This window comes from Streptomyces sp. DSM 42067 (genome assembly GCF_055792885.1).
In genome coordinates, this window is record NZ_CM147706.1 from 5800955 (window position 1) to 5825942 (window position 24988).

Below are 24988 nucleotides of genomic sequence, written 5' to 3' on the forward strand. Positions count from 1 at the left end.
GCCGGAGTGAAACGGGGAACCCGACGTGCCGACCGCTATCGCTGTTACCAGCCCTGACCTGGTGCTGCCGCCAGAAGACCCCCAGACTCCGCCCGCCGTCCCGCTCCAGCCGCCCGAGACCCAGCCTCTGGAACACGCGCTCGCGGACATGCAGACGCTGATCGACCAGCACGGCTATGTGATCGTGGTCTACTCCGCGGCGACTCCCACCCCGATGCAACATCGGCTGCACACCGTGCGGTCCATCCTGGAGACCGACCGCATCGCCCTGTTCAGGTCGAACCTCCCACCGCTCGGACTCGCCGTCCTCGTCCGGCAGCTGCGGCAGTTGTCCCTCTGCGACCTCACCGCCGGAGTGGTCGCCTCCGCGGCCCGCCTGCTCACCCACTACATCCACGCGGGCGCGCTGCTCAACTCCGTCGCCAGGCTCGACCGCGTCCCGGTCAGCCTGAAGTCGCACGCGAAGTCCTGGGTGCCCGGCAGCCAGTTCGGTGTGGTCGCCAGCCCCGCACCGCAGCTGGTGAAGATCGGCCCCGGAGCAGCCCTCGCCGGGCCGGAGTTCGGTACGTGGCTGCTGGTCGCCCGCGGGCAGCTGGAGTCCGACTGGGTCAAGGACACCCTCGCCCGCTCCTGGCAGGTGCAGGGGTTGCGCGAGGCCGTGCTGCCCGCCGAGTCCGCCCGCTGGTGGGGCACGTCGAAGCTGATCGAGTTCGCCACCTACCTGCCGGACCTCTCCATCCTCTACCAGCTGGTGACCTCCGTACGCCGGGACCGCTGCCACTGGTGCGCCCTCGAACTCATCGGTGATCGCTGCGTGTTCTGTTCCGCGACACCGCCGGCCCCCGAGAACCAAACTCCCGCCAGGGATGTCCTGAACCACGAGGCACTCGCGCGCCAAGAGTGACGCACTGATCCCACATTCACCACGTCACAACCGCATCATCAACGTCCGCTCAGCCATCGTCCCCAATGAGGTTGTACGGCTCATGAATTCCCGCCAGCGCCGCGGAGTGATACTTCTGCTCCTGTCGGTCCTCTGTGCCTTCGGCGCCTTCGCCGGAGTGCTCTCGGTCATCAGCGACGCGAAGTCCAAAGTCGGCCCCGAGGTCACCGCGTACCAACTGAAGTCCGACATCGCGCCCTACACGACCCTGCGCAGCGGCCAGTTCGAGAAGGTCTCGATGCCCAAGCGCTGGCTGTCGCAGAACGCCGTGACCGATCTGTCCGAGATCAACGGGAAGATCGCTGTGACGCAGCTGCGCAAGGGCTCCCTGCTGCAGAGCGACATGATCGTCAAGCGCCCCGAACTGGAGCCGGGCCAGCAGGAGATCGCCATCATGATCGACGCCGAGACCGGCGTCGCGGGCAAGATCACCCCGGGTGCCACGGTCAACGTGTTCGCCACGTTCGCGGGCGAGCAGCAGGGCGACGCCGCCGAGTCGCGGATCATCGTGTCGGGCGCCAGGGTCATCGACGTGGGCCGGCTGACCGCTCTCGAACCGAGCGAGGAGGACAGGGCCCGCCAGGCCACGCAGGCGGTGCCGATCACCTTCGCGCTCAGCACGATGGACGCCCAGCGCGTCGCGTACGCGGAGTCGTTCGCGCAGCACGTCCGGCTCGCCCTGGTGGCCCCGGGCGGCGACACCACCATCCGTCCCAGCGAGCGGACCTACGAACTCGCCAAGGACAAGTGAGGTTCAGGTTCACATGCCCACGAGGATCCTCCCGGCGGTCGGTGACGCCGACGCCGCCCGGTCCGTCACGACCCTCCTCAGCCAGCTCCCGGACGCCGAACCGGCCATGCCGGTCGCCGACTCCACCCAGCTGATCGACACACTCGGCCGGCTGGCCGGCGAGTCGATCGACGAGCTGCCCGAGGTCGTGCTCGTGCACGAGCGGATCGGTCCGGTGCCGGCGCTGGAACTGATCCGGGAAGTCGCCCTGCGCTTCCCCGCCGTCGGAGTCGTCCTCATCACGGCGGACGCGAGCCCCGGCCTGTTCTCGGCCGCCATGGACTCGGGCGCGCGCGGTCTGGTGGCGCTGCCGCTCAGCTACGAGGAACTGGCCAGCCGCGTGCAGACCGCCGCCGCCTGGTCGGTCGGCGTCCGCCGCCACCTCGGCAACAGCGGGGACGTGTTCAGCGGCCCGGGCGGCAGGGTCGTCACCGTCACCGGGGCCAAGGGAGGCGTCGGCACGACGTTCACCGCGATCCAGCTCGCCCTCGCGGCACAGGCGTCCGGCCGGAAGGCGGCGCTCGTCGACCTGGACCTGCAGACCGGCGACGTCGCGTCATACCTGGACGTGCAGTTCCGCCGGTCGGTCGTCGACCTCGCCGGCATCACCGACATCTCGCCGCGGGTGCTCGCCGACGCCGTGTTCACGCACGAGACCGGAGTGTCGCTGCTGCTCGCGCCCGGTGAGGGCGAGCGCGGCGAGGAGGTCACGGACCGGTCCGTACGCCAGATCGTCAGCGCGATGCGGTCGCGCTACGAGGTCGTGGTCGTCGACTGCGGCGCCCAGATGACGGGCGCGAACGCCGCGGCCGTCGAGATGGCAGACACCGCGCTGCTGGTCACCACGCCGGACGTGGTCGCCGTGCGCGCCGCCAAGCGGATGGTGCGCATGTGGGACCGGCTGCAGATACGCAAGGCCGAGGAGACCGTGACCCTCGTCAACCGGCACACCCGCAACACCGAGATCCAGCCGCCGCTGATCCAGAAGATCACCGGAACCCGGGTCGCCGGCATCGCCGTACCCGCCAACTTCAAGGAACTGCAGGCGGTGGTCGACGCGGGCCGTATCCAGGACCTGGACAGCAAGAGCGTGGTGAAACAGGCGCTGTGGGGACTGGCCGGTGAGCTGGGGCTGGTCGGCACTCCCCAGGGCGCGGACAGGGGCGGGAAGAACGCGAGGTTCCGCAGCGACCGGGGTGCGTTCGGCACCCGCCGCCGACGCGGCAGAGGAAACGGGGAGGGGGAGGGCTGACATGGCCGCCCAGAGCAGACGCAGACGGGGCACGGACCGCGGCCAGGTCACCATCGAGTTCCTGGGCATGACACCGCTGATCATCCTGACGCTGGTGCTGCTCTGGCAGTTCGTCCTGACGGGCTACACCTGGACGCTCGCCGGAAACGCGGCCGACGAGGCGGTACGGGCGGCGACGGCCGCCCACCCCTACGACCGGCAGAACGCGTGCGAACAGGCGGGCAAGGACAAGCTCCCGGACGCCTGGGCGGGCGACGCCGACGTCACATGCGACACGGTGAACGGCTACGTCACGGCACACGTCAACCTCCAGGTCCCGGTGCTGTTCCCCGGCACCATCGCCTTCCCGTTCGAGGTGGAGGGCAAGGCCGGCGCGATCGAGGAAGAGACGGGCTGACCGATGGCTGGGGGAGAGCACACCATGAGAGCCACCGCACGGGCGACCTGGCCGCGATCGAACCGCAGGTTCGACCGCGGACAGGTAGCCCTGGAATACCTCGGCTTCATCCCGATCCTGATCATCGTCGCGATGGCCGCCGTCCAGCTCGGCCTCATCGCCTACACGGCCCAGCAAGCCGGCACGGCGGCCCGTACCGCCGCGCGCAGCGCGTCGCTCGACAACCCGGGGTGGCAGCAGGACGGCAGCGACGCGGTCAGCGACTGGGTAGCCGACGGCACCGCATTCCAGCGGGCGGACACCTTCGGCGAGGTCGCGGTCACGGCGGTCGTCGACATCCCGTCGATCGTCCCCGGCTGGGACTTCGACCCGGCACGCAAGACCGCCACCATGCCGAGCGACTGACCCCGACCCCATGCCGAGCGACTGACCCCGACCCCCTGCCGATGGGCTGAGCGACAACCGAGGACGAACCGAGGAGTACGCATCCATGAGCCTGCGGGCACGCATCAACCACCCCGAGGAGAACGGCGCACGGTCCGAGGACGGCCACCTGGTCGCCGCGTACCGCGCCAAGCTCCTCGAGGAGATCGACCTCGCGGAGATGTCCTCGCTCGCCGCAGCCGAGCGCAGGGCCCGTCTGGAGCGCGTGCTCGGCCACATCATCAGCCGCGAGGGCCCGGTCCTGTCGACCGTCGAGCGCTCCCAGCTGATCCGCCGGGTCGTCGACGAGGCGCTCGGGCTCGGCATCCTCGAACCGCTCCTCGAGGACGCCTCCATCACCGAGATCATGGTCAACGGCCCGGACGCGATCTTCGTCGAGCGGGCGGGCAAGGTGGAGCAGCTGCCTCTGCGGTTCGCCTCGCACGACCAGCTGATGCAGACCATCGAACGCATCGTCTCGACCGTCAACCGCCGCGTGGACGAGTCGAATCCGATGGTCGACGCCCGGCTCCCGTCCGGTGAGCGTGTCAACGTCATCATCCCGCCGCTGTCCCTCACGGGCGCGACCCTGACGATCCGCCGCTTCCCGCGGTCCTTCTCGCTCCGCGAGATGATCGGCCTCGGCTCGCTCGACGAGCAGATGCTCTATCTGCTCTCCGGGCTCGTCCAGGCCAAGTTCAACATCATCGTGTCGGGCGCCACCGGCACCGGTAAGACCACGCTCCTCAACGCGCTGTCCGGGCTGATCCCCGACGGCGAGCGCATCATCACCATCGAGGACTCCGCCGAGCTCCAGCTCCAGCAGTCCCATGTGATCCGCCTGGAGTCGCGCCCGCCCAACGTCGAGGGCCGCGGCAGGATCACCATCCGCGACCTGGTGCGCAACTCCCTGCGTATGCGCCCCGACCGCATCGTCGTCGGTGAGGTCCGCGGCGGCGAGTCGCTCGACATGCTCCAGGCCATGTCCACAGGCCACGACGGTTCGCTCGCCACCGTGCACGCCAACAGCGCCGAGGACGCGCTGATGCGTCTGCAGACGCTGGCCTCCATGTCCGAGGTGGAGATCCCCTTCGTGGCGCTGCACGACCAGATCAACAGCGCCGTGGACGTCATCGTCCAGCTCACCCGGCACGCCGACGGCACCCGCAAGATCACCGAGATCGGCGTGCTCGACAGCCACGGCAGCGACCCGTACCGCATCGTCACCGTCGCCCGTTTCAATGCCCAGCCCATGGCGGCCGACGGCCGGGTCCACGGCGACTTCGCGTACCACCCGCTCCCGCGCCGTGTCGCGGACCGCCTGTACATGGCCGGCCAGCCCATCCCGCAGGCCTTCGGAGTCGCCGAGTCCGCCGACCAGCTCGCCACCCGAGAGGCCAGATAGGTACCCCCATGGACATGGACGACCTGATACTCCTGACGACGGGCGTCACGCTGCTCGCGTGCGTCCTGATCGTCCTGGGGCTGCACGCCTACGCGTCCGGCAGGGCCCAGCACGAGGCGCTCGTCGACCGGCTGTCGACCACCGGCCAGATCCCCGTCGGCCGCCGGCGCCGCTTCCGGGGCGTCGACCGCCGTATCCGCCGTACGAAGTTCGGCAAGAAGCTCGAACTGAAGCTGGCCGCGACCGGCCTCGACCTGACACCCGGCGAGTTCTTCGTCTATATGGTCGCCACCATCGCGGCCCTGTGGATCACCGGCCAGGCGATGCTCGCCGCGTTCTTCGGCCCGCTCTTCGGTCTGCTCGGCATCTACGTCGCGCTGCAGTTCCTCAGCTGGCAGCGGCAGAAGCGGATCGAGAAGTTCATCAACCAGCTGCCCGAGCTGTCCCGGATACTCGCCAACGCCACCCAGGCAGGCCTCGCGCTGCGCACCGCCCTCAGCATGGCCGCCGACGAACTCGAGGCCCCGGCCGGCGAGGAGCTCGCCAAGGTCGCCAACCAGCTCGCCGTCGGCCACTCCATCGACGACGCCCTCGGCGAACTCACCGAACGCCTGCCCTCCCGCGAACTCGTGGTGCTGGTGACCACCCTGATCCTCTCCAACCGCGCGGGCGGCACCGTCGTCGCGGCCCTGCGCAACCTCACCGAGACGCTGGAGGAGCGCAAGGAGACCCGCCGCGAGGTCCGCACCCAGCTGTCGCAGGTGAACACGACCTCGTACGCGGTCCCCGTCATGGGCGTCGGCTCGCTCCTCCTCATGAACAGCGTCAAGGACGGGGCGCTGGACCGTATGACCGGCTCCGCCGTCGGGCAGATCTGCGTGATCGTCGCCTTCGGGCTCTACGCGGTCGGCTTCATCCTCATCCGGCGCATGTCCCGGGTCGACGTATAGACCTCCGGCCGGGACCCAGAAGCAGGACTCAGAGGACTCAGGAGCAGGGACTCAGGAGCAGGGACTAAGGAGCAGCACGATGGAGATCCTTCTCGCCCTTGTGGCCGGCGCCGGCGTCTACGGCGCCTTCCACGGCATCCGCATGTACCGCGCCGACGCCAGACTGCCGGGCGACCTGGCCCTCGCCCTGGAGGTCGGCTCGACCCGCACCGGCGCCGTGGACTCGGCTGTCGACCGGCTCGGCATGCGCTACGCCCCCGCCGTCCTGCGGTGGATGGGCCCCAAGCGCGTCAACAAGGTCCGCCGCAGGATCGACCTCGCGGGCAATCCCGGAGGTCTGACCATCGACCGGTATGCGGCCCGGCGCGCGGTGTACGGCGCGCTCGGCGGCTTCGGCGGCCTGATCATGCTCATGGAGGGCAATGTGCTGGTCGCCCTCATGCTGTTCGCCTTCGGAGCGTTCTGGACGGAGGTCGGCATCTGGTCCGCCGTCCGCATCCGCAAGGACCAGATCGAGCGGACGCTGCCGGACTTCCTCGACGTCCTCGCCGTCGTCGTCAGCGCAGGACTCGGCTTCCGCCAGGCCCTGGACCGCGTCTCCAGCCACTACGAGGGCCCCTGGTCCGACGAACTGCGCATCACCCTGCGCCAGATGGACATGGGCATGAGCCGCCGCCAGGCCTTCGCCGAGCTGCGCAAACGCAACGACTCCGAGCAGGTCGCCATGTTCGTCACCGCCCTCCAGCAGGGCGAGGAACTCGGCGCCCCCATCGTCGACACGCTCGTCGCCCTCGCCAACGACATGCGCCGTACGGACGCCCAGAACGCCCGCCGCAAGGCCGCCCGCGCGGTCCCCAAGGCCACCATGATGATCACGACCTTCATGGTCCCGGCCACGATGCTCCTCCTGGGCGCGGGTCTCCTCCTCGGCTCCGGCACCGACTTCAGCACCATCTCGGGCAAGTGAGGCAGCCATGGCCATACGGATGCCCCAGCTGAGGGCGAGAGCCGCGACGACCGGTGCCGCCACGGAGATCACCACTCCGCCGGCAGGCACCTTCCTGCCTCCGCATCTGTCCGAGCAGCTCTCCCCGCGGGCGGGCGCACAGAGCCTCGTGCGGGCCGGTGCCGCGCGCGGCGCAGGACCCACCTCGACCCTCAACATCCAGGTCAGCGCCCTGCAGGCGATGTGCCGTCAGGTCTTCGGCTTCAGGCTCGCGATGATCGCCCTGGCGTCCCCGCTCGCCCTGCTCAACGCGGCGCCGGGCCTCGCCGCCCAGCTGGTCGGCGCCTCCGTCCTGGTCACCTTCATGGTCTCGTACGCCCTCTTCCGCGACTGGGAACGCTTCGGACCGCTCCTGCTGAAACACCCCGGCCTGCTGGCCGTGGACACCCTCTTCGGCTCGCTGCTCCTCGTCGCCGCAGGTCCCGACAGCACTCTGGCCTACGTCAGCGTCTGCACGCCGATGCTCGCCGGCCTGGTGTACGGCTGGCGGGGCGCGGCGTTCTTCGCCTGCCTGCAGTCCCTCATCCTCCTTGTCGTCTACCGGAGTTCGAACGTCGAGGCGAGCATCGCCGAATCGGCGCTGATGCCCGGCTTCTGTGTGCTCATCGGCGCAGTCGGCGTGACCCTGCGCGGCCTGATGCTCCGCTTCGGAGCCGCAACGCAGGCCCTGACCGCGGTCCAGGCGCGGCTCGCGGTGAACGAGGCGGTGGAGGGCGAACGCTCGCGCATGGCCAGGGAGATGCACGACTCGGTCGCCAAGACCCTGCACGGCCTCGCTCTCGCCGCCGACGGACTCGCCTCCTCGGCCGACCGCATGGACCCCCTCACCGTCAAACACCAGGCCGAACTCGTCGCCCGCTCCGCCCGCCGCGCCGCCTCCGAGTCCCGCGAACTCCTCTCGGACCTGCGCCGCGAGTCGGGCCTCGACGGCGGAGTCGACGTGATCGGCGAACTCGCCGCCCGTACGGCCGACCTCGGCACGCGCACCGGCCTGCGCGCCACCTACCGCCAACTCGGCGACGCCACCGTCCCCCCGGTCCCGGGGGCCGTAGCCCGCCAGCTCCTGACGATCGCCTCAGAAGCCATGGAGAACGCCCACCGCCACGCCCAGCCGACCTACCTGGACGTCTCCGCCGGCGTCGTGGGCGACCAACTGCGCATCAGCGTCTACGACGACGGCCGGGGCCTGCCGCCCGGCACGACCCTCGAGGGCCTCAGACGCGCGGGCCACTTCGGCCTCGTCGGCATGGTCGAACGAGCCGCCTCCGTCGGGGCCCGCATCCGCATCGGGCGGGGCCAGGCCGCGAAGGGCACAGAGGTCCGCGTGGACATGCCGCTGGCCGCCCTGACCGCTCATCCGCCCCGGACACCGACCGCTCATCCGCATCCGACACCGACCGCGCCGGTCGCGCCGGCCGGACACCCCTGATCCCTTCGGAGACCCCTGATGCCTACGGACAGCCCTGACCTCTACGGACAGCCCTGACCCCTACGGACACCCCTGATCCCTTCGGACAGCCCTGATCCCTACGGAATCCGCCGCTCCCCCCCCACTCCCCGAGAGGAGGCCGACGATGCCGGAAGCGACTCCCCACTCCGGCGGGCACGCCTACCCGCCCGCCCACGCCTCCCAGCACACCTCGGCACACTCCGTCGCCCGCTCCGAACACACCCCGCACCAGGTGCCGATGCCTTCGGAGGCCTCGGCCCTGCCACCGGGCCTGAGCTCTTCTGATGCCTCGACCCCGCCGGGCCTGGTTCCTTCGGGGTCCACGGGCCTGTCCCACACCTCCGGCGGCCCGGGTCCCACGGCCGGCTCCGGGGGCTTCCCGGCGCCCCCGGCCCGGCAGCCGCTCCGCGTCATCGTCGCGGACGACAACCCCGTCGTCCGCGCAGGCCTCACCGTCCTGCTCTCCGGCCGCGACGACATCGAGGTCGTGGCGGAAGCGGCAGACGGCCGCCAGGCCTACGAGGCGGCCCAGCGCCACCGCCCCGACGTCGTCCTGCTCGACGTCCGCATGCCCGGCGTCGACGGCATCTCCGCCCTGCCGTATCTGGTGCGCATCGCCCCGGTCATGATGCTCACCTACAGCCGCGAGAGCGAGATCGTCCACGAGGCGCTGCGGCTCGGCGCCGGCGGCTATCTGGTCCACGGCGAGTTCACCGCGGACCAACTCGTCTCCGCCATAAGAGACATCAAGGAAGGCAGGGCCCACTTCACGCCTACGGCGGCGGGGGCGCTGCTCGCGCACGTACGGCAGGACCAGGGTCCGGGCGCCGGTTCGCCGTCGCTCCCCGATGGTCTTGGCAGGGCGGCGGATGCGACTGCATACGAAAATTCCCCTACGGCAACGCCGCAGCCATCTCCTCAACTCGCCCAGCAAAGCGGCTACTACCAGCAACAACCCGCCGCCTCCCCCTATCGTTCGCAACAAAGTCTTTCGCAACTGCAACCGAATGTGGCACAGTCGTCGTCTGGATCCTCGAGTGCGTCCCCAGGGTGGGGACGAGCGGATCAGGGCGCCCCTGACCGGGAGAGCTTCGGGCTGAGTTCGAGGGAGGCGGAGATCATGGACCTCATCACATCCGGCATGAACAACCAGCAGATCGCCGCCACCTGCTTCATCAGCGAAAAGACCGTCAAGAACCACATCAACCGGATCTTCGCCAAGCTGCACAGCACCAGCCGCAGCGAGGCCGTGGCCAAGTGGCTCGGCACGGCGCCCGGTTCGGTCACGGGGAGAGGGGCCACGGGTCGTGGCTGAACGGGGGAACGGGGGGCCGTGCTCGCGGGCCCAGCGCGTGGGCGGCCGGGCCCAGAGCACGCTTTGGGCCCGGGATTGGGCCCTGGGGCCCTCTGGTGGGACCGGTGTTCCGGCGTACGTTTCGGGTGTCGAAAGCGAGACCGGCAAGGAGGAAGCCGGTAACGCGAGTAGCACCACAGGGACTTACACGTCGGCCGGTCGGCGGCCGGCCGATACCGGAAGGGAACACGACCATGAGCAACTGGATCAACACCACCGTCGCGTACCTGCAGACCCGCGCCGCCCGCAACGACAAGGGCCAGACCGCGGTCGAGTACCTGGGGATCATCGCGGTGGTCGTGGCGATCGTCCTGGCGATCACGGGTACGGACATCGGCAACTCCATCTACACCGCGATCACGGACAAGATCTCCGAGGTCACCGGCGGCTGATGCGGGTCCGTAAGTACGGCGACGCAGGGCAGGTCTTCCCCATCTACATCACGGTGGTGGCGGGCCTGCTCTTCCTCGCGTTCGCGTACCTTGCGGTCGGCCAGGCCGCGGCGACACGGAACGGCGCGCAGACGGCGGCGGACGCCGCCGCCCTCGCGGCGGCTCAGGACCGGCGGGACCAGCTCGCGGGCAGATGGCTGGACAAGCTGCTCGACCCGGGCCTCTGGCAGGACATCTTCGACGGTGACGTGGACGGGCTCGACCCCTCGTGCTGGCGGGCGGAGCAGCTCGCAGACGACAACGACGCGCACGTCGTGCAGGGCGGCTGCACACCTAAGTGGTTCCCGCTGGGCTACACGGTCAAGGTCAAGACCAACGAGCCCGTCGGCGAAACGATCGTCCCCGGCACGGAACAGAAGTACGCGACGGCCGATGCCACGGCCGTGATCGAGCCGCGCTGCACGTTCCTGCTCCCCGACGAGGACAACGGCAACAACGTTGACCTGCCGCAGCTCAACTGCAGGAACAAGAACTGGGACCTCGACCCGAAGGATCCGTCGGGTCTCCCCGGTCCCGAGGACCTCTTCGACGTCCATCTGGCCGACTGACATAGAGAACGACGAACAAAGGAAGCGGAACTCATGAGCATTCGGTTCACTACGACGGCCCGCAGGGGGATGGCCGCAGCGGCGGTTGCGGTCAGCTTGGCCCTCGGCGTGGCCGGCTGCAACAGCGGCGACGACAAGGGCGGTGACACGTCGGCGTCCGCTTCCAAGGACACCGGCTCGGATCCGAGTGCTCAAGAAGGTCAGTCGGACGAGCCGCTGGCTGAGCTCAAGGGGCAGGACGGGCTACTGCTCACCATCACTTCGGCACAGCGTGACTCCGGCGGCTTCGTCACTGTGAACGGCAGCCTGAAGAACGACGGCTCGCAGAATGTCACCGTGCCTGCCGCGGTGAGGGGGAATGAAACCGAGATTCTCCGCAACGGTATGTCGTTCGGCGGCGCCACCCTTGTGGACTCCAAGGAGAAGAAGCGCTACTACGTGCTGCGCGACACCGAGGGGCGTCCGCTCACGACCACGGGCTTCACCCGGGTCAAGGCGGGTGACTCTCTGGCGGTCTTCATCCAGTTCCCGGCCCCGCCCGAGAGCACGACCGAAGTGAGCTTCCAGCTCCCCACCTTCGCGTCCGGCACCGTCAAGATCTCCGGGTGAGGCATAGACCATGACCCACACCCGAACCCAAGCCCCCCGCCTGGCGATCGTCCTCGCCGCGGCCTCCGTCATGGTCGCCACGAACGTCTTCGGCGCCGTGTCCGCCCATGCGGACGACAGCCCGAGCTACCCGCCGGGCACCGAACCGACCGCGAGTGCGCCGGTCGAGGTCGACGCGAACGACCCCGACCTGAAGCTCGTCGACGGCGCCACCCTCGCCGACCCCAAGGTCCTGGACATCAAGTCCGTCATCGAGGACGAAGGAGGGGAGGAGCGCCGCGAGGACACCAACTCGGACGTGAAGTTCGCGCTGCAGGCCGAGGTGCTGTTCGGCAAGGACAGCGCGAAGCTCAGCAGCCGGGCGGAGTCGCGGATCGCCGAGATCGCCGAGGAGATCAAGGCGCAGAACGCGAAGAAGGTCCGCGTCTTCGGCTTCACCGACAACCTGGGCTCGTCGGCCCACGGCGACGTCCTGTCCCGCCAGCGCGCGACTGCGGTGCACAACGTACTGGAAGAGGAGCTGGCGGACTCGGGCATCACGTACGAGGTACGCGGCTACGGCGAGCAGTATCCGATCGCGGACAACTCGACGGAGACGGGCCGCAAGAAGAACCGCCGCGTCGAGGTCTCTTTCCCACGCACCGAAAGCTGACGGCTGAACCCACGAGGCCGGTCCTGTAGGGACTCATGCTGCGGTCGTCATCGAACGGCCGATGTCGTACGGAGGTCATGTACGGCATCGGTCGTGAGACTCGCGAGGTTGGCCGACGCGCGGCGGCACGGGCTGCGGACACGGGCTGCGGGCACGGGTTGCGGGCACCGGCTGCAGGCACGGGCTGTGGGCGCGGCGGCGGGATCCGTTGGCGCTTGGTGCGCCGGAGCTGCAGGAACGGTCGGCGCGGCTCCGACTGCCGCCCGCGCAATGGGAGTTGGCCCGCAGCGGGAGTTCCGGCGGCCGGGCCTTGGCTAATCTGCACGGGTGACCACCGACCTGACCCTGCTGCCGCGTGTCGCCTATCGCGGACAGGAGATAACCGCGCCCCGGCTCCGCGGTCTCCTCGCGCTGCTCGCGGGCGACTTGCGCACGGGCTGCAGCACCGAGCGGCTTGTGGAAGGGCTGTGGCTGCCGGACGAGTTGCCGGAGCGGCCGGGAAAGGCGCTGCAGGTCCTCGTGTCCAGGGCGCGGTCGCAGCTGGGCGCCGACGTCATCGCCAGCACGCCGACCGGATACCGGCTCGCCCTCGCCGAGGACCAGGTCGACAGCTCAGCCCTGCTGCTGCACGCCGCCGCCAGCGCGGACCGGGCCAGGGCGGGGGACCACGCGGGATCGCTGGCCGCGGCCGAGGCCGGGCTCGCGCTGTGGGAGGGCACCCCTGACGAGGCGTACGACAGCGACGACCCCGTAGCCGCGTTGCGCACCGAGCGCGCCCCCGTCCGCGGCACCCTCATACGCGCGCGGGCGCTCGCGCTCGCCCGCCTCGGACGACACGCGGAGGCGGCCGGGCCGCTGGCCGTGGCCGCATCGGAGCATCCGCGCGACGAGGAAGTGCTCGCCGAGCTGCTGCGCGGCGAGGCGGCGACGGCGGGACCGTCCGCCGCGCTGATGCGGTACGAGGCGTACCGCCGTGAGCTCCGCGACGAGCTCGGCACGGATCCGGGCGCCGGGCTCAAGGCCGTACAGCGGGACTTGCTGAGCGGTGAGTCGCCCGTGGTCCGGCACGGCGTGCCGCACGAGCCGAACCCGCTCCTCGGCCGGGACGAGGACATCGCGGCGGTGCAGAGGCTGCTGCGCGCCTCCCGCGCCGTCACCGTCGTCGGCCCCGGCGGTCTCGGCAAGACCCGGCTCTCGCACGCCGTCAGCCGCCGGGCCGAGCAGCGCGTGGTGCATTTCGTGCCGCTCGCCGGCGTCACCGCGGACGAGGACGTGGCCGCGGAGGTGGCCTCCGCGCTCGGCGCGGGCGAGGGACGGCCCGGCGCCGTGAGCGGCCAACCCTCGGCCGACCCGGTGTCCGGCATCCTCGGCGTGCTCGGCTCCGGGCCCGCGCTGCTGGTCCTCGACAACTGCGAGCAGGTCATCCGTGGCGCCGCCGACCTCGTACAGGCCCTGGTCTCGTCCTCGAAGGACCTCCGGGTGCTCGCCACCAGCCGGGCCCCGCTGGGCCTCACATCGGAGGCGGTGTACGCGCTGCCGGAGCTCGGTCTCGACACCTCCATCGAGCTGTTCACGCAGCGGGCCCGGGCTGCCAGGCCCGGCGTGGAGCTGCCGCCGGACGCGGTGGCCGGGCTGTGCCGCCACCTCGACGGGCTGCCGCTCGCCGTGGAGCTGGCCGCGGCGCGGGTGCGGGTGATGTCGGTGTCGGAGATCGCCCGCCGCCTCGGCGACCGGTTCGCGCTGCTGCGCGGCGGGGCCCGGGACGTGCCGGAGCGCCACCGCACACTGCACGCGGTCGTGGACTGGAGCTGGAACCTGCTCGCGGAGGACGCCAGGGCCGCGCTGCGCACGCTGTCCGTCTTCCCCGGCGGCTTCTCGGGCGAGGCGGCGGAGCAGGTGCTGGGCGAGGACGCGCTGTCTCTGCTGGAGCAGTTGGCCGATCAGTCGCTGCTCACCGTCGCCGACACCACGGCCGGAGTGCGGTTCAGGATGCTGGAGACCGTACGGGAGTTCAGCGCGGCCCGACGCGCGGAGGCGGGCGAGGACGAGGAGGCCGTGGACCGGCTCCTCGCCTGGGCGCGGGACTTCGGGGTCGCGAACCACGACTGGCTCTTCCGCTCGGAACCGCTGACCGACTTGGAGCGGATCAGGGCCGAGCAGGACAACCTCGTGCTGGCCCTGCGGCATGCCCTGGCCCGTACGGACGGCCCCACCACTGCCGCCCTCACCGCCGTCCTAGCCGCCCTGTGGTCCATCGGTTCCAGCTACCCCCGCCTCGCCGCCCTCGCCGCGGACACCGGCCCGCCGCTGTCGCACTATTACCCCGAGCCCGAATACGTCGAAGTCGCCCGCGCCGCCGCGGTGTTGTGCACGGTGAGCCTGTTCATGGGCTACGGCCCGCACGTCGTACGCCAGCTCGTCACCCTCAGGCGGCTGCCCCCGGCCCCGCCGGACACGCTGCTGCGCGCCATCGCGCTGGTGCTGAGCTCGGTCCCCGAGATGCTGCCGCCCGACTATGAAGTGCTGCAGAAGCTCTGCGACAGCGAGCAGCCGCTGCTCGCCGGCACCGCCGAGTGCGTCGCCACCTACGTCTGGGAGTCGGAGCACGACATCGACCGCGCGCTCGCCTCGGCTCGGCGGATCATCGCCGCGCTGGGGCCGGTCGACAACCCGTTCCTGCAGGTCATGGGCCACTCCCGGCTGAGCGAGCTGTGCTTGCAGACGGAGCGGGGCGAGGAAGCGTACGGACACCTCAAGGCGGCGCTCCAGGCGCTGCTGCGGCTCCGCGACGAGCACGACCTCATCGGCATCCGCTGGAGCCTCGTCCTCGCCTGCCTCCACCGCGGCGACCCCGACGAGGCCGAGTACTGGCTGCGGCAGGCGGAGGGCGCCAACACCACGCAGCAGGACGACTACAGCATGGACATCCTCGGGCGCGCCGAGATCGCGCTCGCCCGCGGACTGACGGAGGTCGGGCTGGGCCTGTGGCGCAGCGCCGTGCAGCCGCTGCCCGCAGTCGGCTCGATACACGGCGGCGACCCCTTCTTCGACCGGTGGGTGCTGGAGATCCTGGCGGTGGCGGTGACGGCGCACGCGCACGCCGGCCGTCTCGAGCTCGTCGCGGAGCCGGTCGACCGACTGCGGCAGGGGCTACGGACCCTGCTCTCCGGTCCGTCCGGCTCGCCCATGGAGCTCCCGGTGTTCGGGACGGTGCTGCACGCGCTCGGCCTGGCGGGGCTCGCGTCCGGCGACACCACCGCCGTACGGATGATCGCGCTGGCCGAACGGCTGCGGGTGCTGCGCTCGTTCCAGCCGACGATGTCGGCGGACCGCGCCCGGAAGGCGGTCGGGGCCGCCGGGAACGCTGCCAGGGCGGCGTACGCCGACGCGGTGTCGGAGTACGCCGCCCTGGAGCGGGACGAGCTGCGGGAGGCGGCCCGCGCTGTCATGGCGGTTACTTCGGGTCTCGGTTGAACAGTGCCGTCGACCAGCGGTAGCCGAGCGCGGTCAGGCCGAGGCACCAGGCGATGGCAATCCACCCGTTGTTGCCGATCTCGGTGCCGAGCAGCAGGCCGCGCAGGGTCTCGATGGCCGGGGTGAACGGCTGGTACTCGGCGATCGGCTGGAACCAGCCGGGCATGGTGTCGGCCGGGATGAAGGCGCTGGAGATGAGCGGCAGGAGGATCAGCGGCATGGCCATGTTGCTGGCGGCCTCGGGGTTCGGGCTGGCCATGCCCATCCCGACCGCGATCCAGGTGAGCGCCAGGGTGAACAGTGCGAGCAGTCCGAACGCCGCCAGCCACTCCAGGGCCGTGGCGTCCGTCGACCTGAAGCCCATGGCCACGGCGACGGCGCCGACGAGTACCAGGCTGGCGAGCACCTGCAGCACGCTGCCGACGACGTGCCCGACGAGCACGGAGCCGCGGTAGACCGCCATCGTGCGGAAGCGGGCGATGAGGCCCTCGGTCATGTCCATGGAGACAGAGATCGCGGCCCCGATCACGGTACTGCCGATGGTCATCAGCAGGAGGCCCGGGACGATGTAGGCGATGTAGTCGGAGCGGTCGGCGCCGCCGCCACCGATGCCCGCGCTCATCACGTCTCCGAAGATGTAGACGAAGAGCAGCAGCAGCATGATCGGCGTGAGCAGCAGGTTCAGGGTGAGGGAGGGGTAGCGCCGCGCGTGCAGCAGGTTGCGGCGCAGCATCGTGGACGAGTCGCGTACGGCGAGGGAGAGGGCGCTCATCGGACAGTCTCCTTGGGCTCGTTGGGCTGGCTGGGGACGTTGGTGGAGCCGGTCAGGGCGAAGAACACGTCGTCGAGGTCGGGGGTGTGCACGGTCAGCTCGTCCGCCTCGATGCCGGCCGAGTCCAGCCAGTCGAGGATGGAGCGCAGCTCGCGCTGGCTGCCGCCGCTGGGGATCTGCAGCGCCAGCGCCTCGTCGTCCCTGGTGACCTCGCGGAGAGCGACGACGGCGGACTGGTACGCCGACGGGTCGGTGAAGCGGAGCCGGACGTGCCCGCCCGGGATGAGCCGCTTCAGCTCGTCGGCGGTACCCTCGGCGGCGATCTTGCCGTTGTTGAGCACGCCGATACGGTCAGCCAGCTCGTCGGCCTCCTCCAGGTACTGGGTGGTGAGGAAGACGGTGACACCGCCCGTGACGAGCTCGCGGATGATCCCCCACATGTTGTGGCGGCTGCGAGGGTCGAGGCCGGTGGTCGGCTCGTCGAGGAAGATGATCCGCGGATTGCCGACGAGGGTCATGGCGATGTCGAGGCGGCGCTTCATGCCGCCGGAGTAGGTGGAGACGGGCTTCTTCGCGGCCTCCACCAGGTCGAAGCGCTCGAGGAGTTCGGCGGCGGTGCGGCGGCCCTCGCTGCGGGAGAGGTGGTGCAGGTCCGCCATGAGGAGCATGTTCTCCTCGCCGGTGATCAGGCCGTCGACGGCGGAGAACTGCCCGGTGACGCCGATCGCGGCGCGGACCGCCTGCGGGTTGACGGCGATGTCGTGGCCGCCGACGTGCAGTTCGCCCGCGTCGGCGGTGATGAGGGTGGAGAGGATCTTGACGGCGGTGGTCTTGCCGGCGCCGTTCGGGCCGAGCAGCGAGAAGACCGTGCCGGCTGGCACCGCCAGGTCGATGCCGTCGAGGACCGTCTTGTCCCCGTAGGCCTTGCGCAGCCCCTTGGCCGCGATGGCGAGTGAGTGCGATGTCGTTGAAGTCATGCCGCAGAGGTTGCGGCAGGGCGCATTCAGCGCGGTTTCAGGATGGTTTCAGCGCCCTGGAACCGGGCGGCGGAGGGGCAATGCCTCATTGCCCCTCCCTGCTGTTGCGGCCTTAAGCGCGGGCGTATTACAGCAGGTGATCGGCCTTGCCCGCCTTGATGTCCTGGATGAGCGTACGGAGGGCTTCGCGGGTGTCGGTGACGTAGTGGTCTTCTTGTCCGGCGACGGTGATGTAGGCGTTGCCCTGGTCGTCGGTCCCTATGCGGAAGCAGGCCGATCCTTCAGCGCAGAATGGGTCTTCCCACCGGATGTCAGCCATGGAGTGTCCCCTCATAGGTCGCGCGCGATGGCGAGGATGAAGTCGCGTGAGTTTTCGACTGAGAGGCTAACTCGCTCCATACCGTCCAGCTGGGACCGGTACTTTGCCAGCTGCGCTTCTTGGTAGAGGAAGTCAGGGCCGTGCGTACTGTCGACTTGGACGGTGTCGAGTTGCGGTACCGGGCCGTCCGCGTAGATCACGGTCTGCCCCGCGCCGGGGAAGGCTCCGGCCTCGAAGGTGATGACGCGCAGTGTGATGTTGTCGCGCTCGGACGCTGTGAGCAGGTGCTCCAACTGGGCGCGGGCGACCGCGCGTCCACCGAACTGCATGCGCAGGGCGGCCTCATGGACGATGCCCACGTAGCCGGTCGGATGGTCCCCTTCCAGTACCTGCTGTCGCTCCAGCCTGTGAGCGACCCGCAACGCGATCTCGTGTTGTGGCATGGGTGGGACGCCCATCCGGAAAACGGTGCGCGCGTAGTCGTCCGTCTGGAGCAGGCCTGGAATGTGGACGGTGTGCGCAGTCCGCAGCCGTACGGCATGCCACTCGAACTCGGCGATGTCCAGCAACCCGGCGGGTAGGGTGCCGCGGTACTTCTCCCACCAGCCGCGGGTCGATTGGGTCATGGCGGCCAACGCTTCGACGTACTTCTCGTCGCGACAGTCGCAGTTGCAGGCCAGGGTCCGTAGACGCTCCGGGCTGATGGGGCGCAGACCCGCCTCCATGTTTGAGAGCCTGCCGCGATCCACGCCCAGGAGCCCGGCAGCGTACTCCGCGGAGGTGCCTGCCGCAGTCCGCAGCTTCCGCAGCTCGTTGCCCAGCCTCTGCTGTCGTTGAGTCGGCGCTGTCCTCTGGGCCATGAAGTTCCTTCCCTCTGCAGGCTGTTGAGAGTCTGCCGTCTGATCGGCGTCGGGTACCACGCGCGGTTATTAGTATCCGCAGACGAGGACAAATTTGCCCCTGCGTGCCCTACAGTATGTGACAGGTCGCTTACCGCACGACGTAATCGGAAGCGCATCGCGCGAGCCTGCCCGCAGCCTCCTGCCCTGGGAGGGGCGGGCCCGCGCCAGGGAGACAGGCCACCGGTCGTGTGGAGACGGCAGTCGCCGTACAGGCACCACCGCTCAACGATCAACGCACCCCCGAGGGAGTCGTCGTGTCCGTAACCATCTCGTCCTGCCCGAGCCCAACCCCTGTACAGCCGACGCCACCCCCCACCCCCGAAGCCCTGGCGTACAGCCTCACGCTGCCCGCCGCCCCGGCGAGCCCGGCGGTCGCAAGGGCGGCGGCCCGTACGATCCTGCGGACCCACGGCCTGCAGGACGTGACGGACGCGGCGGTGCAGGTGGTGGGCGAACTGGCGGCGTGCGCCTGCCGGTTCACGCCCACTGCCGAGGTGTACGTGTCGCTGCGCTACAGGGAGGGCGCGTTGAGGGTGATCCTGTACGACGGGCACCCGCGGCACACGCACCCCCGCCTCGCGGCGGCCTGCGAGGCGCGGCGCCGGGCGGACCTGCGGGTGCTGGCCTGCGTGGTACGGGCGTGCGGCGGCGACTGGGGCTTCGGCGAGGCCCGCGAACCTACGGGCGGTACGCGGATGTGGGCGGTGCTGTCCAGGCAGGGCGCCCGCACGTACACGCGACCGGACCGCACGCTCACGGAAGACCGAGGGGCCGGGTGACCGCAGAGACCGCCCGGCTCGCAGACGGCGCGGTTCGCAGGCCGCCCGGTTCGGGTTGCTCGGCTCGCAGGCGCCGCCCGCTGCTCAGGGCGCCGGGTGGTGAACGCCGAGCGCCCGCCGAATCGCGGAGATCATCGTCGCGGGGGAGCGGAACACCTCCTCCGCGGTGAACCGCAGGACGAACGGCACCTCGGTGCACTGTTGAAGGTCGTCGAAGCGGACGATGTCGCGGAGAAGGCGGCCAAGGAGGCCGACGAGGCGGCAGACGCGGCCGAGAAGGAGGCCAGGCATTCCGGGTCTTCGAAGTCGAGCGGTGCGGCCCTCTGCCAGCGCCTGCCCGTATGGTCTTCGCCCACGAGGATGTGACACTTCAGCGCCGAGTGTCACATCCTCGTGCCTCACCACTCGGGCGCCTGCGCTCCCCGGGCACCTCGACTTCGAAGACCCGGGAATCCGGCTGCACCCTCTCGGCGCCCCGCCACACCGCCCCGTACGTCGTCAACCCCGGCCTCACCGGCTCGTCCGGCACAGGCACCACGATCATCGCCGCAGGTCCGTCGAGCTCCCCCCCCACGTCATCCTCGCTGAGGACGGTTGCGACGAGCAGGCCAAGCCCTCACACCCCCACGGCGCGGACCCGGTCCCCGCAGAGCTTGTTCATGTCGTCCACGTCGGACGTGACGATGATGCGAGGGCCGGAGTAGCCCAAGGCCGTCGCGGCCACAACGGAGTCGACGGCGTACTTGTGGCCGTGCAGGTTCGCGTTCCGGAGCAGGTCGATGGCGCGCCACGTGACAGCGTCCGTGACGGGGAGAACCTCGAGCCGCGACACATGCCACCGGAGACGGTCCATGCGGATCTTGGAGTGCCAGGCTTCGATCAACGTCAGGTTGCTGACGGCGACGAGGGTGTCCTTGGCCTGGGCTGTACGGATCAGTCCCGTGACGTATGGGTCGTTGGCCATGAACTTGCTCAGCCCCTGACTGTCGAGGAGCAGTACGCCGTGGCTCAACTGGCTTTGTGTCCGCGCCACTCCGGATCCCCGTCCCCCTCGCGCTCTTCCACGGCGCGTTCGTCAGCCGCCATGGTCTCGGCCTCACGGAAGATCTCCTCGGCCCACTCCTGGATTCCGGGGGAGGGCGGGCCGATCTCCGCTTCCTTCGCCTGGAGCAGTTCCTCCAGCAGATCGCGCTGTATCTGCCGTTCCACCGCCGCGCTGACGTACGCCGAGAAGCCGCGTGCGCCCACCCGCGCCTTGACCGCCGCGATACGGCCCGCGGGCATGGACACGCTCACCTTCTGGGCCGGGCCCTCGTCCTTGCCGTACTGCTCCGGGGAGTCCATGTCTGGAGAGTAGCAAAACGATTCGCAATCCGTTTGTGCCAGCTTTCGTGCAGTCCGCGCACACGGTGCGTTTGTGCTGGTGAAGGCGGTGATCGTCACGCGCCGTCACTCGAACCGGTCAATGTGGATCAGGTGCTGTAGTGACCTCAAGCCGAGAGCGACCCCGGTGCCGGGGCTGCCGGTGAACTCCGTACTTCATGGGTCCCTCAACGCTGCTGTGGCCGACGTGAATTGGGGCCCTCCTTTGGGCCCGTGGGCCCATGTGGGTTGAGGCGGCGGAACTTTACGCTCTGGGCTCGTATTGATGAGGGGGATCTGACTGCCTTTGCCCCTGAACTCATCCTCCTGACGGCGAGTTGAGGAGTGGCATGTCTGCGTTTGGGGGCGTTCCGGCGATCGGCGGTGGCGGGTCCTCGTCGACGGGGAGCGGACGGCGGCAGGATCTGCCCGGACCGCTGTCGGTCGCGCTTGTCCTCGTCCACACCCTGTTCGCGTTCACGGTGCTGGGCGGGGTCGGGCTCCTGCTGACCGCCGCGTCGCTCGACGCTGTCGACGGCTGGCTGCTGGGGCAGGTGGTGTTCGCGGCGGCGCCGGGCACGATCGGGTGGGTGCTCGCCCGCCGGTCCTGGACCGGCGGCCTATGGGTGTGGCGGGGCTTGCTCGCCCTGCAGGCATGGCTGATCGCCGCCGCGATCGGCAATATCGGCGACGGCTCGGCCCGGGGCTTCACCCAGCTCTTCCTGCCCGTACTGATTGTCGTGTTCCTGACTCGCCGGGGGAGCCGGGAGTGGTTCCGTCTGGCGGATCGGGAGCGGGCGGAGCGTCGTCCGTTCTCGTTGGCGCGGATGATCCGCTGGCGTCGGGACGGCGGCCAGACCGCGGTGGAGTACGCGGGTCTGGTGGCCGTGGTCGCGGCGATCATCGTCGCGCTGCTGGTCAGTGGTCTGGGGACGCAGATCGCCACCGGGCTTCAGTCGGCGGTGTGCCGGGTGACCGGTGCGGCGTGTCCTGCGGACACGGGGGACGGCAGCGAGGAGGTCCAGGCCGGGGACGGCCGGGACGAGACGGGCGGTGACGGGGGAGCCGACGGCGGCACGGACTCGGGGGCGGACGGGGGTACGAACGCGGGGGCGGACGGGGGAGCCAACGCGGGGGCCGACGGCGGTACGGATGCAGGCGCCGACGGGGGATCCAACGCCGGGGCCAACGCAGGCGCCGACGGCGGCACGGACGCCGGCCAGAACCAGGACGGCCAGGAAAACGGCGGCCAGGACGCCGGCCAAGGCAACGAGGACGGCGGAACCGCTGACGGCGGCACCGGCAACGGCGGCACCGGCGACAACGGATCCGCTGCTACCGGTTCGGGCGGCACCGGCTCCAGCTCCGGCACCGGCTCGGCCGGCCAGGGCAGCGGCGGCTCCGCCTCGTCCGGCCAAACCAGCGGAGCAGACGGCGCCTCCGGCGAGGACTCCGCCTCGTACACCGAGGAGACCGACGAGGAGAAGAACGCCGCCGCGGAGGACGAGCCCGGGTGGGAGGAGGACGAGCAGGCCGCCGAGGACGGCGGTGACGAGGGCGGCGACGAGGGCTGCTTCTCCGGCTTCGGCGCCTTCTTCGGGTGCGCGGGCGACCAGATCAAACAGGTCGGCGAAGGTCTGTTCGTCGACGGCATCTGGGGCGACGTCACAGGCATCTGGGACACGGTCACCAACCCGGGCGAGGCCTGGGAGGGACTGAAGGACTACGGCAGCTCGCTCGGCGACCAGTGGTCGGAGGACTCCAAGGACGCGGGCGAGAAGTGGGAGAACGGCGACTACTTCGACGCCCTCACCGACTGGGGCGGCGCGTCGCTGAACACCGGGGTCACGGTCCTGGACGACATGTTCGTGGGCGACGGGGTCCGCGACCAGTGGAACAACGGCGAGAAGACCCGCGCCGTCACCAACGTCGTCTGGAACATCGGCTCGCTCTTCATCCCCGGCTATGGCGAGGCCAAGGTCGTCCAGAAGCTCGGCAAGCTGGGCAAACTCGGCAAGCTGGGCGAGAACGCCGCCGACGCGGCGGCGGACGCCCGTAAAGCGGCCAAGGCCGGCGACGCCGACGCCGCCGAGAAGGCCGCGAAGGAGGCCGACGACGCAGCGGACGAGGCCGAGGAGAAGGCCAGGAATTCCGGCTGCACCCTCACCTCGGGGCCCCGCCGGACCATCCCGTACGGCGATGCCCCCGGCCTGACCGGGTCCTCCGGTACGGGCACCACGGTCCTCGCCGCCGGCGGTACCCGCTCCCCGTATGTCCTCCTGGCCGAGACCGTCTGCGACGAGGAGGCCAAGAAGCAGGCGGAGGAGGCCCGCAAGCAGGCCGACGAGGCCGCGAAGGCCGAGAAGGAGGCGAAGAAGGAAGAGAGCCGCAAGAAGGTCGCCAAGTGGAAGAAGCCGACCTGGTACAAGGACCTGAAGAACCCGCGGAAGGGCTCCAAGGACGGCGGCGACGGCCAGTGGAAGGCCAAGAACTCGGTGGCGTACTGGCCGAGCATGGAACGCTGGATGCGCTACCAGGAGCAGGTCTCCGGGGTGAAGCGCGGCAAGGAATACGCTGTCAAGGACCCGAGGACCGGCAGGGACGTCGACTTCGACGGCTGGGACTCATCGCGGCAGACTTACGTCGAGGCGAAGTTCGGGTACGGCAAGAAGGTCGACAGCGACGGAAACCTTCAGAAGGCCCAGGCGGACAAGTTCATCGAGCAGGCGCGGCGCCAGCTGCGGGCAGCGAACGGGAAGCCGGTCGAATGGAACTTCTCCAACAAGCGGGCGGCTGACGCGGCACAGAAGGCCTTTGACGACGCCGACGTGGACGTGGTGGTCAAGTACACCCCGGTGGAGAAGTAGGAACCCCGGTGGAGAAGTAGGAACAGAGGAGCGCGCGTATGTCGGGCGAAGTGGTCGTGAAGGTGTCCTGGGGGCCCAGGCCCGAGACACCTCTGCAGCTGGCTCAGCGCTGGCTGGAGCTCCTGACCGGGCTGACCAGGCTGTCGGAGGGTGCGCCGGCCGAGTGGCGCTGGGACGAGGACGCCGGCCCGGGTGGGCTCGTCCCGGCGAACGCCGAGGAATTCGCGGCGGCGCTCGAGGCGGCCAACACGCATGACGACCTGGACATCCTCGGCTACACCGCCAACGTCGTAGCCACCCAGCCGGATGGCGCGTACGTACGAGGCAAGGTGATCGCGGGAGGCTCGGACGAGCACTCCCCGTTCACGGCGGTGCTGCAGCTCTTCCCCGCATCCGGCTCGTCGGCCGTTCCGCTGGCGGGCAAGTACGCCGAGGTCCTGGCGCTGTTGGCGGCCGCATGGGACCCGGACCACGGGCTGACCTACGACCGGCCGTTGTTCAACGAGCTCAGGTCGGCTTACGGTCTGCGGGCCTCCCACCCGCGCTCGGGGTGGGCGGTGTACCTGTCCGAGAACCGCGCCGCGCGCATCCCGGACGACTTCCACGCGCCCCGCCGGCTTCCCACCGAACACGGTGGAGTCGTCCTGGACCTCGCGGAGAGCCCCGGCGAGACACCGTCCACGCAGACGGTGCTGGCCGCCCACAAAGCCCTTGCCGAGAGCGGCGCCCTGGAACCCATGAGCGCACCCGCCCCCAGAGCCAAACTGTGAGTGGTTCCTCGATGCGTGTGCAGCAGTACGTCTCCCGGATCGACGAACTCCTCGCCCGCCCCTTGAACAGCGACGACGACTACCACCTCGTCATCCTGCACGAGAGCCGTGACTTCGCTCCCCCGAACGACGACTGGGACGAGCTCATGCGGACCAGTGAGGAGTTCGAGGAGGAACTGGGGGAGTTGGCGGCGGTGCTCGATGCCCGATGGGGCCCGCACGAGTCCATGTCCATGGAGGACTACTCCTCCATGGATCCGGACGACGACGAATTGCCGCCCTTCTTCGGCGAGCTCGTCGAGAGCGGATACTTCGGCGACCTGCTGTACTGGCGCGTCGGCGACCGCATCGTTGCGGCGAGCGTCGGCCATGAGGACAAGGAACAGCCGGTCGTGCTGTTCACCGGGGTGGTGACCGGCTCCGCCGAGGGGTTCCCCGAGTAGCAGGGCCGAGCCCGGCCGGATCGCGCGTGGTCGGCGCGTGCTCGACTCTGCGTCCTGCGCGGCCGAGATCGGTCGGACCGGGCGTGGTCGGC

Annotated in this window: 26 protein-coding genes; 19 read left to right on the forward strand and 7 right to left on the reverse strand. The window is 70.0% G+C overall.

Going from position 1 to position 24988, the window contains the following annotated elements:
- Positions 1 to 25: 25 nt before the first annotated feature.
- From ACSMXV_RS26550 to ACSMXV_RS26620, 15 genes are all read left to right on the forward strand, one after another.
- The gene (locus ACSMXV_RS26550) at positions 26 to 904 is read left to right on the forward strand and encodes a hypothetical protein (protein WP_473173739.1); all 879 of its coding nucleotides are present in this window, start codon (positions 26 to 28) and stop codon (positions 902 to 904) included.
- Between the two features lie 82 nt (positions 905 to 986).
- Positions 987 to 1694 carry a Flp pilus assembly protein CpaB gene (cpaB, locus tag ACSMXV_RS26555; protein WP_473173740.1) on the forward strand — a complete coding sequence of 236 codons (708 nt, stop codon included), beginning with the start codon at positions 987 to 989 and terminating at the stop codon, positions 1692 to 1694.
- A gap of 13 nt (positions 1695 to 1707) precedes the next feature.
- A complete protein-coding gene (locus tag ACSMXV_RS26560; RefSeq protein ID WP_473173741.1) occupies positions 1708 to 2985 on the forward strand; it encodes a CpaE/TadZ family protein in 1278 nt (425 codons plus the stop codon).
- 1 nt (position 2986) lies between these two features.
- Complete coding sequence (locus ACSMXV_RS26565; RefSeq protein WP_473173742.1) at positions 2987 to 3382, forward strand: TadE/TadG family type IV pilus assembly protein; 396 nt, start codon at positions 2987 to 2989, stop codon at positions 3380 to 3382.
- Between the two features lie 24 nt (positions 3383 to 3406).
- Entirely contained in the window at positions 3407 to 3787 is a 381-nt protein-coding gene (locus ACSMXV_RS26570) for a TadE/TadG family type IV pilus assembly protein (protein ID WP_473173743.1), read from the forward strand.
- A gap of 85 nt (positions 3788 to 3872) precedes the next feature.
- Positions 3873 to 5210: a CpaF family protein gene (locus tag ACSMXV_RS26575; RefSeq protein ID WP_473173744.1), complete on the forward strand. Its 1338-nt coding sequence runs from the start codon at positions 3873 to 3875 to the stop codon at positions 5208 to 5210.
- Positions 5211 to 5218: 8 nt separating this feature from the next.
- Positions 5219 to 6160: a type II secretion system F family protein gene (locus ACSMXV_RS26580; protein ID WP_473173745.1), complete on the forward strand. Its 942-nt coding sequence runs from the start codon at positions 5219 to 5221 to the stop codon at positions 6158 to 6160.
- Positions 6161 to 6239: 79 nt separating this feature from the next.
- Entirely contained in the window at positions 6240 to 7127 is an 888-nt protein-coding gene (locus ACSMXV_RS26585) for a DUF5936 domain-containing protein (protein ID WP_473173746.1), read from the forward strand.
- A gap of 7 nt (positions 7128 to 7134) precedes the next feature.
- Positions 7135 to 8595: a sensor histidine kinase gene (locus ACSMXV_RS26590; RefSeq protein ID WP_473173747.1), complete on the forward strand. Its 1461-nt coding sequence runs from the start codon at positions 7135 to 7137 to the stop codon at positions 8593 to 8595.
- Positions 8596 to 8740: 145 nt separating this feature from the next.
- Positions 8741 to 9931, forward strand: coding sequence for a response regulator (locus ACSMXV_RS26595; protein WP_473173748.1), 1191 nt, complete (start codon positions 8741 to 8743; stop codon positions 9929 to 9931).
- 233 nt (positions 9932 to 10164) lie between these two features.
- Positions 10165 to 10362 carry a Flp family type IVb pilin gene (locus ACSMXV_RS26600; RefSeq protein WP_473173749.1) on the forward strand — a complete coding sequence of 66 codons (198 nt, stop codon included), beginning with the start codon at positions 10165 to 10167 and terminating at the stop codon, positions 10360 to 10362.
- On the forward strand, positions 10362 to 10970 hold the full coding sequence (locus ACSMXV_RS26605) for a pilus assembly protein TadG-related protein (protein WP_473173750.1): 609 nt from the start codon (positions 10362 to 10364) through the stop codon (positions 10968 to 10970). The genes ACSMXV_RS26600 and ACSMXV_RS26605 overlap by 1 nt, the downstream gene beginning before the upstream one ends.
- A 33-nt stretch (positions 10971 to 11003) precedes the next feature.
- The gene (locus ACSMXV_RS26610) at positions 11004 to 11579 is read left to right on the forward strand and encodes a hypothetical protein (protein ID WP_473173751.1); all 576 of its coding nucleotides are present in this window, start codon (positions 11004 to 11006) and stop codon (positions 11577 to 11579) included.
- Between the two features lie 10 nt (positions 11580 to 11589).
- The gene (locus tag ACSMXV_RS26615; protein ID WP_473173752.1) at positions 11590 to 12231 is read left to right on the forward strand and encodes an OmpA family protein; all 642 of its coding nucleotides are present in this window, start codon (positions 11590 to 11592) and stop codon (positions 12229 to 12231) included.
- A gap of 327 nt (positions 12232 to 12558) precedes the next feature.
- Complete coding sequence (locus ACSMXV_RS26620) at positions 12559 to 15705, forward strand: ATP-binding protein (RefSeq protein ID WP_473173753.1); 3147 nt, start codon at positions 12559 to 12561, stop codon at positions 15703 to 15705.
- Here the strand turns inward: ACSMXV_RS26620 and ACSMXV_RS26625 are convergent.
- The 4 genes from ACSMXV_RS26625 to ACSMXV_RS26640 all read right to left on the reverse strand — a co-directional run bounded on the left by ACSMXV_RS26625 (position 15686) and on the right by ACSMXV_RS26640 (position 18633).
- Entirely contained in the window at positions 15686 to 16477 is a 792-nt protein-coding gene (locus tag ACSMXV_RS26625) for an ABC transporter permease (protein WP_473173754.1), read from the reverse strand. The two genes, ACSMXV_RS26620 and ACSMXV_RS26625, sit on opposite strands and share 20 nt — an antisense overlap.
- Entirely contained in the window at positions 16474 to 17454 is a 981-nt protein-coding gene (locus ACSMXV_RS26630; RefSeq protein WP_473173755.1) for an ATP-binding cassette domain-containing protein, read from the reverse strand. Before ACSMXV_RS26630 ends, ACSMXV_RS26625 begins: the two co-directional genes overlap by 4 nt.
- A gap of 127 nt (positions 17455 to 17581) precedes the next feature.
- Positions 17582 to 17773 carry a hypothetical protein gene (locus ACSMXV_RS26635; RefSeq protein WP_473173756.1) on the reverse strand — a complete coding sequence of 64 codons (192 nt, stop codon included), beginning with the start codon at positions 17771 to 17773 and terminating at the stop codon, positions 17582 to 17584.
- A gap of 11 nt (positions 17774 to 17784) precedes the next feature.
- Positions 17785 to 18633: a helix-turn-helix domain-containing protein gene (locus tag ACSMXV_RS26640; RefSeq protein ID WP_473173757.1), complete on the reverse strand. Its 849-nt coding sequence runs from the start codon at positions 18631 to 18633 to the stop codon at positions 17785 to 17787.
- A 296-nt stretch (positions 18634 to 18929) separates the two neighbouring features.
- Between ACSMXV_RS26640 and ACSMXV_RS26645 the strand changes: the two genes are divergently transcribed.
- Entirely contained in the window at positions 18930 to 19454 is a 525-nt protein-coding gene (locus ACSMXV_RS26645; RefSeq protein WP_473173758.1) for an ATP-binding protein, read from the forward strand.
- An 84-nt stretch (positions 19455 to 19538) separates the two neighbouring features.
- On the opposite strand, the gene ACSMXV_RS26650 is transcribed toward ACSMXV_RS26645, so the two are convergent.
- The 3 genes from ACSMXV_RS26650 to ACSMXV_RS26660 all read right to left on the reverse strand — a co-directional run bounded on the left by ACSMXV_RS26650 (position 19539) and on the right by ACSMXV_RS26660 (position 20798).
- On the reverse strand, positions 19539 to 19745 hold the full coding sequence (locus ACSMXV_RS26650; protein ID WP_473173759.1) for a hypothetical protein: 207 nt from the start codon (positions 19743 to 19745) through the stop codon (positions 19539 to 19541).
- A gap of 325 nt (positions 19746 to 20070) precedes the next feature.
- Positions 20071 to 20466, reverse strand: a complete 396-nt coding sequence (locus tag ACSMXV_RS26655; RefSeq protein WP_473173760.1) for a PIN domain-containing protein — start codon at positions 20464 to 20466, stop codon at positions 20071 to 20073.
- Positions 20463 to 20798, reverse strand: a complete 336-nt coding sequence (locus tag ACSMXV_RS26660) for a hypothetical protein (protein ID WP_473173761.1) — start codon at positions 20796 to 20798, stop codon at positions 20463 to 20465. Before ACSMXV_RS26660 ends, ACSMXV_RS26655 begins: the two co-directional genes overlap by 4 nt.
- Before the next feature lie 368 nt (positions 20799 to 21166).
- Between ACSMXV_RS26660 and ACSMXV_RS26665 the strand changes: the two genes are divergently transcribed.
- Genes ACSMXV_RS26665 through ACSMXV_RS26675 form a run of 3 tightly spaced genes read left to right on the forward strand, consistent with a single transcriptional unit; the run spans position 21167 to position 24896 of the window.
- Positions 21167 to 23683 (forward strand): Tox-REase-5 domain-containing protein, encoded by a 2517-nt coding sequence (locus ACSMXV_RS26665; RefSeq protein WP_473173762.1) that lies wholly within the window; start codon positions 21167 to 21169, stop codon positions 23681 to 23683.
- Between the two features lie 38 nt (positions 23684 to 23721).
- Entirely contained in the window at positions 23722 to 24453 is a 732-nt protein-coding gene (locus tag ACSMXV_RS26670) for a hypothetical protein (RefSeq protein WP_473173763.1), read from the forward strand.
- Between the two features lie 11 nt (positions 24454 to 24464).
- Complete coding sequence (locus ACSMXV_RS26675; protein WP_473173764.1) at positions 24465 to 24896, forward strand: hypothetical protein; 432 nt, start codon at positions 24465 to 24467, stop codon at positions 24894 to 24896.
- Positions 24897 to 24988 lie beyond the last annotated feature (92 nt).

Coding starts and splice junctions, on each gene's coding strand:
- ACSMXV_RS26665 (WP_473173762.1), top strand. CDS start 21,167: ATGTCTGCGTTTGGGGGCGTTCCGGCGATCGGCGGTGGCGGGTCCTCG.
- cpaB (WP_473173740.1), top strand. CDS start 987: ATGAATTCCCGCCAGCGCCGCGGAGTGATACTTCTGCTCCTGTCGGTC.
- ACSMXV_RS26560 (WP_473173741.1), top strand. CDS start 1,708: ATGCCCACGAGGATCCTCCCGGCGGTCGGTGACGCCGACGCCGCCCGG.
- ACSMXV_RS26615 (WP_473173752.1), top strand. CDS start 11,590: ATGACCCACACCCGAACCCAAGCCCCCCGCCTGGCGATCGTCCTCGCC.
- ACSMXV_RS26625 (WP_473173754.1), bottom strand. CDS start 16,477: ATGAGCGCCCTCTCCCTCGCCGTACGCGACTCGTCCACGATGCTGCGC.
- ACSMXV_RS26575 (WP_473173744.1), top strand. CDS start 3,873: ATGAGCCTGCGGGCACGCATCAACCACCCCGAGGAGAACGGCGCACGG.
- ACSMXV_RS26565 (WP_473173742.1), top strand. CDS start 2,987: ATGGCCGCCCAGAGCAGACGCAGACGGGGCACGGACCGCGGCCAGGTC.
- ACSMXV_RS26585 (WP_473173746.1), top strand. CDS start 6,240: ATGGAGATCCTTCTCGCCCTTGTGGCCGGCGCCGGCGTCTACGGCGCC.
- ACSMXV_RS26675 (WP_473173764.1), top strand. CDS start 24,465: ATGCGTGTGCAGCAGTACGTCTCCCGGATCGACGAACTCCTCGCCCGC.
- ACSMXV_RS26630 (WP_473173755.1), bottom strand. CDS start 17,454: ATGACTTCAACGACATCGCACTCACTCGCCATCGCGGCCAAGGGGCTG.
- ACSMXV_RS26595 (WP_473173748.1), top strand. CDS start 8,741: ATGCCGGAAGCGACTCCCCACTCCGGCGGGCACGCCTACCCGCCCGCC.
- ACSMXV_RS26580 (WP_473173745.1), top strand. CDS start 5,219: ATGGACATGGACGACCTGATACTCCTGACGACGGGCGTCACGCTGCTC.
- ACSMXV_RS26605 (WP_473173750.1), top strand. CDS start 10,362: ATGCGGGTCCGTAAGTACGGCGACGCAGGGCAGGTCTTCCCCATCTAC.
- ACSMXV_RS26660 (WP_473173761.1), bottom strand. CDS start 20,798: ATGGACTCCCCGGAGCAGTACGGCAAGGACGAGGGCCCGGCCCAGAAG.
- ACSMXV_RS26590 (WP_473173747.1), top strand. CDS start 7,135: ATGGCCATACGGATGCCCCAGCTGAGGGCGAGAGCCGCGACGACCGGT.
- ACSMXV_RS26640 (WP_473173757.1), bottom strand. CDS start 18,633: ATGGCCCAGAGGACAGCGCCGACTCAACGACAGCAGAGGCTGGGCAAC.
- ACSMXV_RS26610 (WP_473173751.1), top strand. CDS start 11,004: ATGAGCATTCGGTTCACTACGACGGCCCGCAGGGGGATGGCCGCAGCG.
- ACSMXV_RS26570 (WP_473173743.1), top strand. CDS start 3,407: ATGAGAGCCACCGCACGGGCGACCTGGCCGCGATCGAACCGCAGGTTC.
- ACSMXV_RS26670 (WP_473173763.1), top strand. CDS start 23,722: ATGTCGGGCGAAGTGGTCGTGAAGGTGTCCTGGGGGCCCAGGCCCGAG.
- ACSMXV_RS26600 (WP_473173749.1), top strand. CDS start 10,165: ATGAGCAACTGGATCAACACCACCGTCGCGTACCTGCAGACCCGCGCC.
- ACSMXV_RS26635 (WP_473173756.1), bottom strand. CDS start 17,773: ATGGCTGACATCCGGTGGGAAGACCCATTCTGCGCTGAAGGATCGGCC.
- ACSMXV_RS26650 (WP_473173759.1), bottom strand. CDS start 19,745: ATGCCTGGCCTCCTTCTCGGCCGCGTCTGCCGCCTCGTCGGCCTCCTT.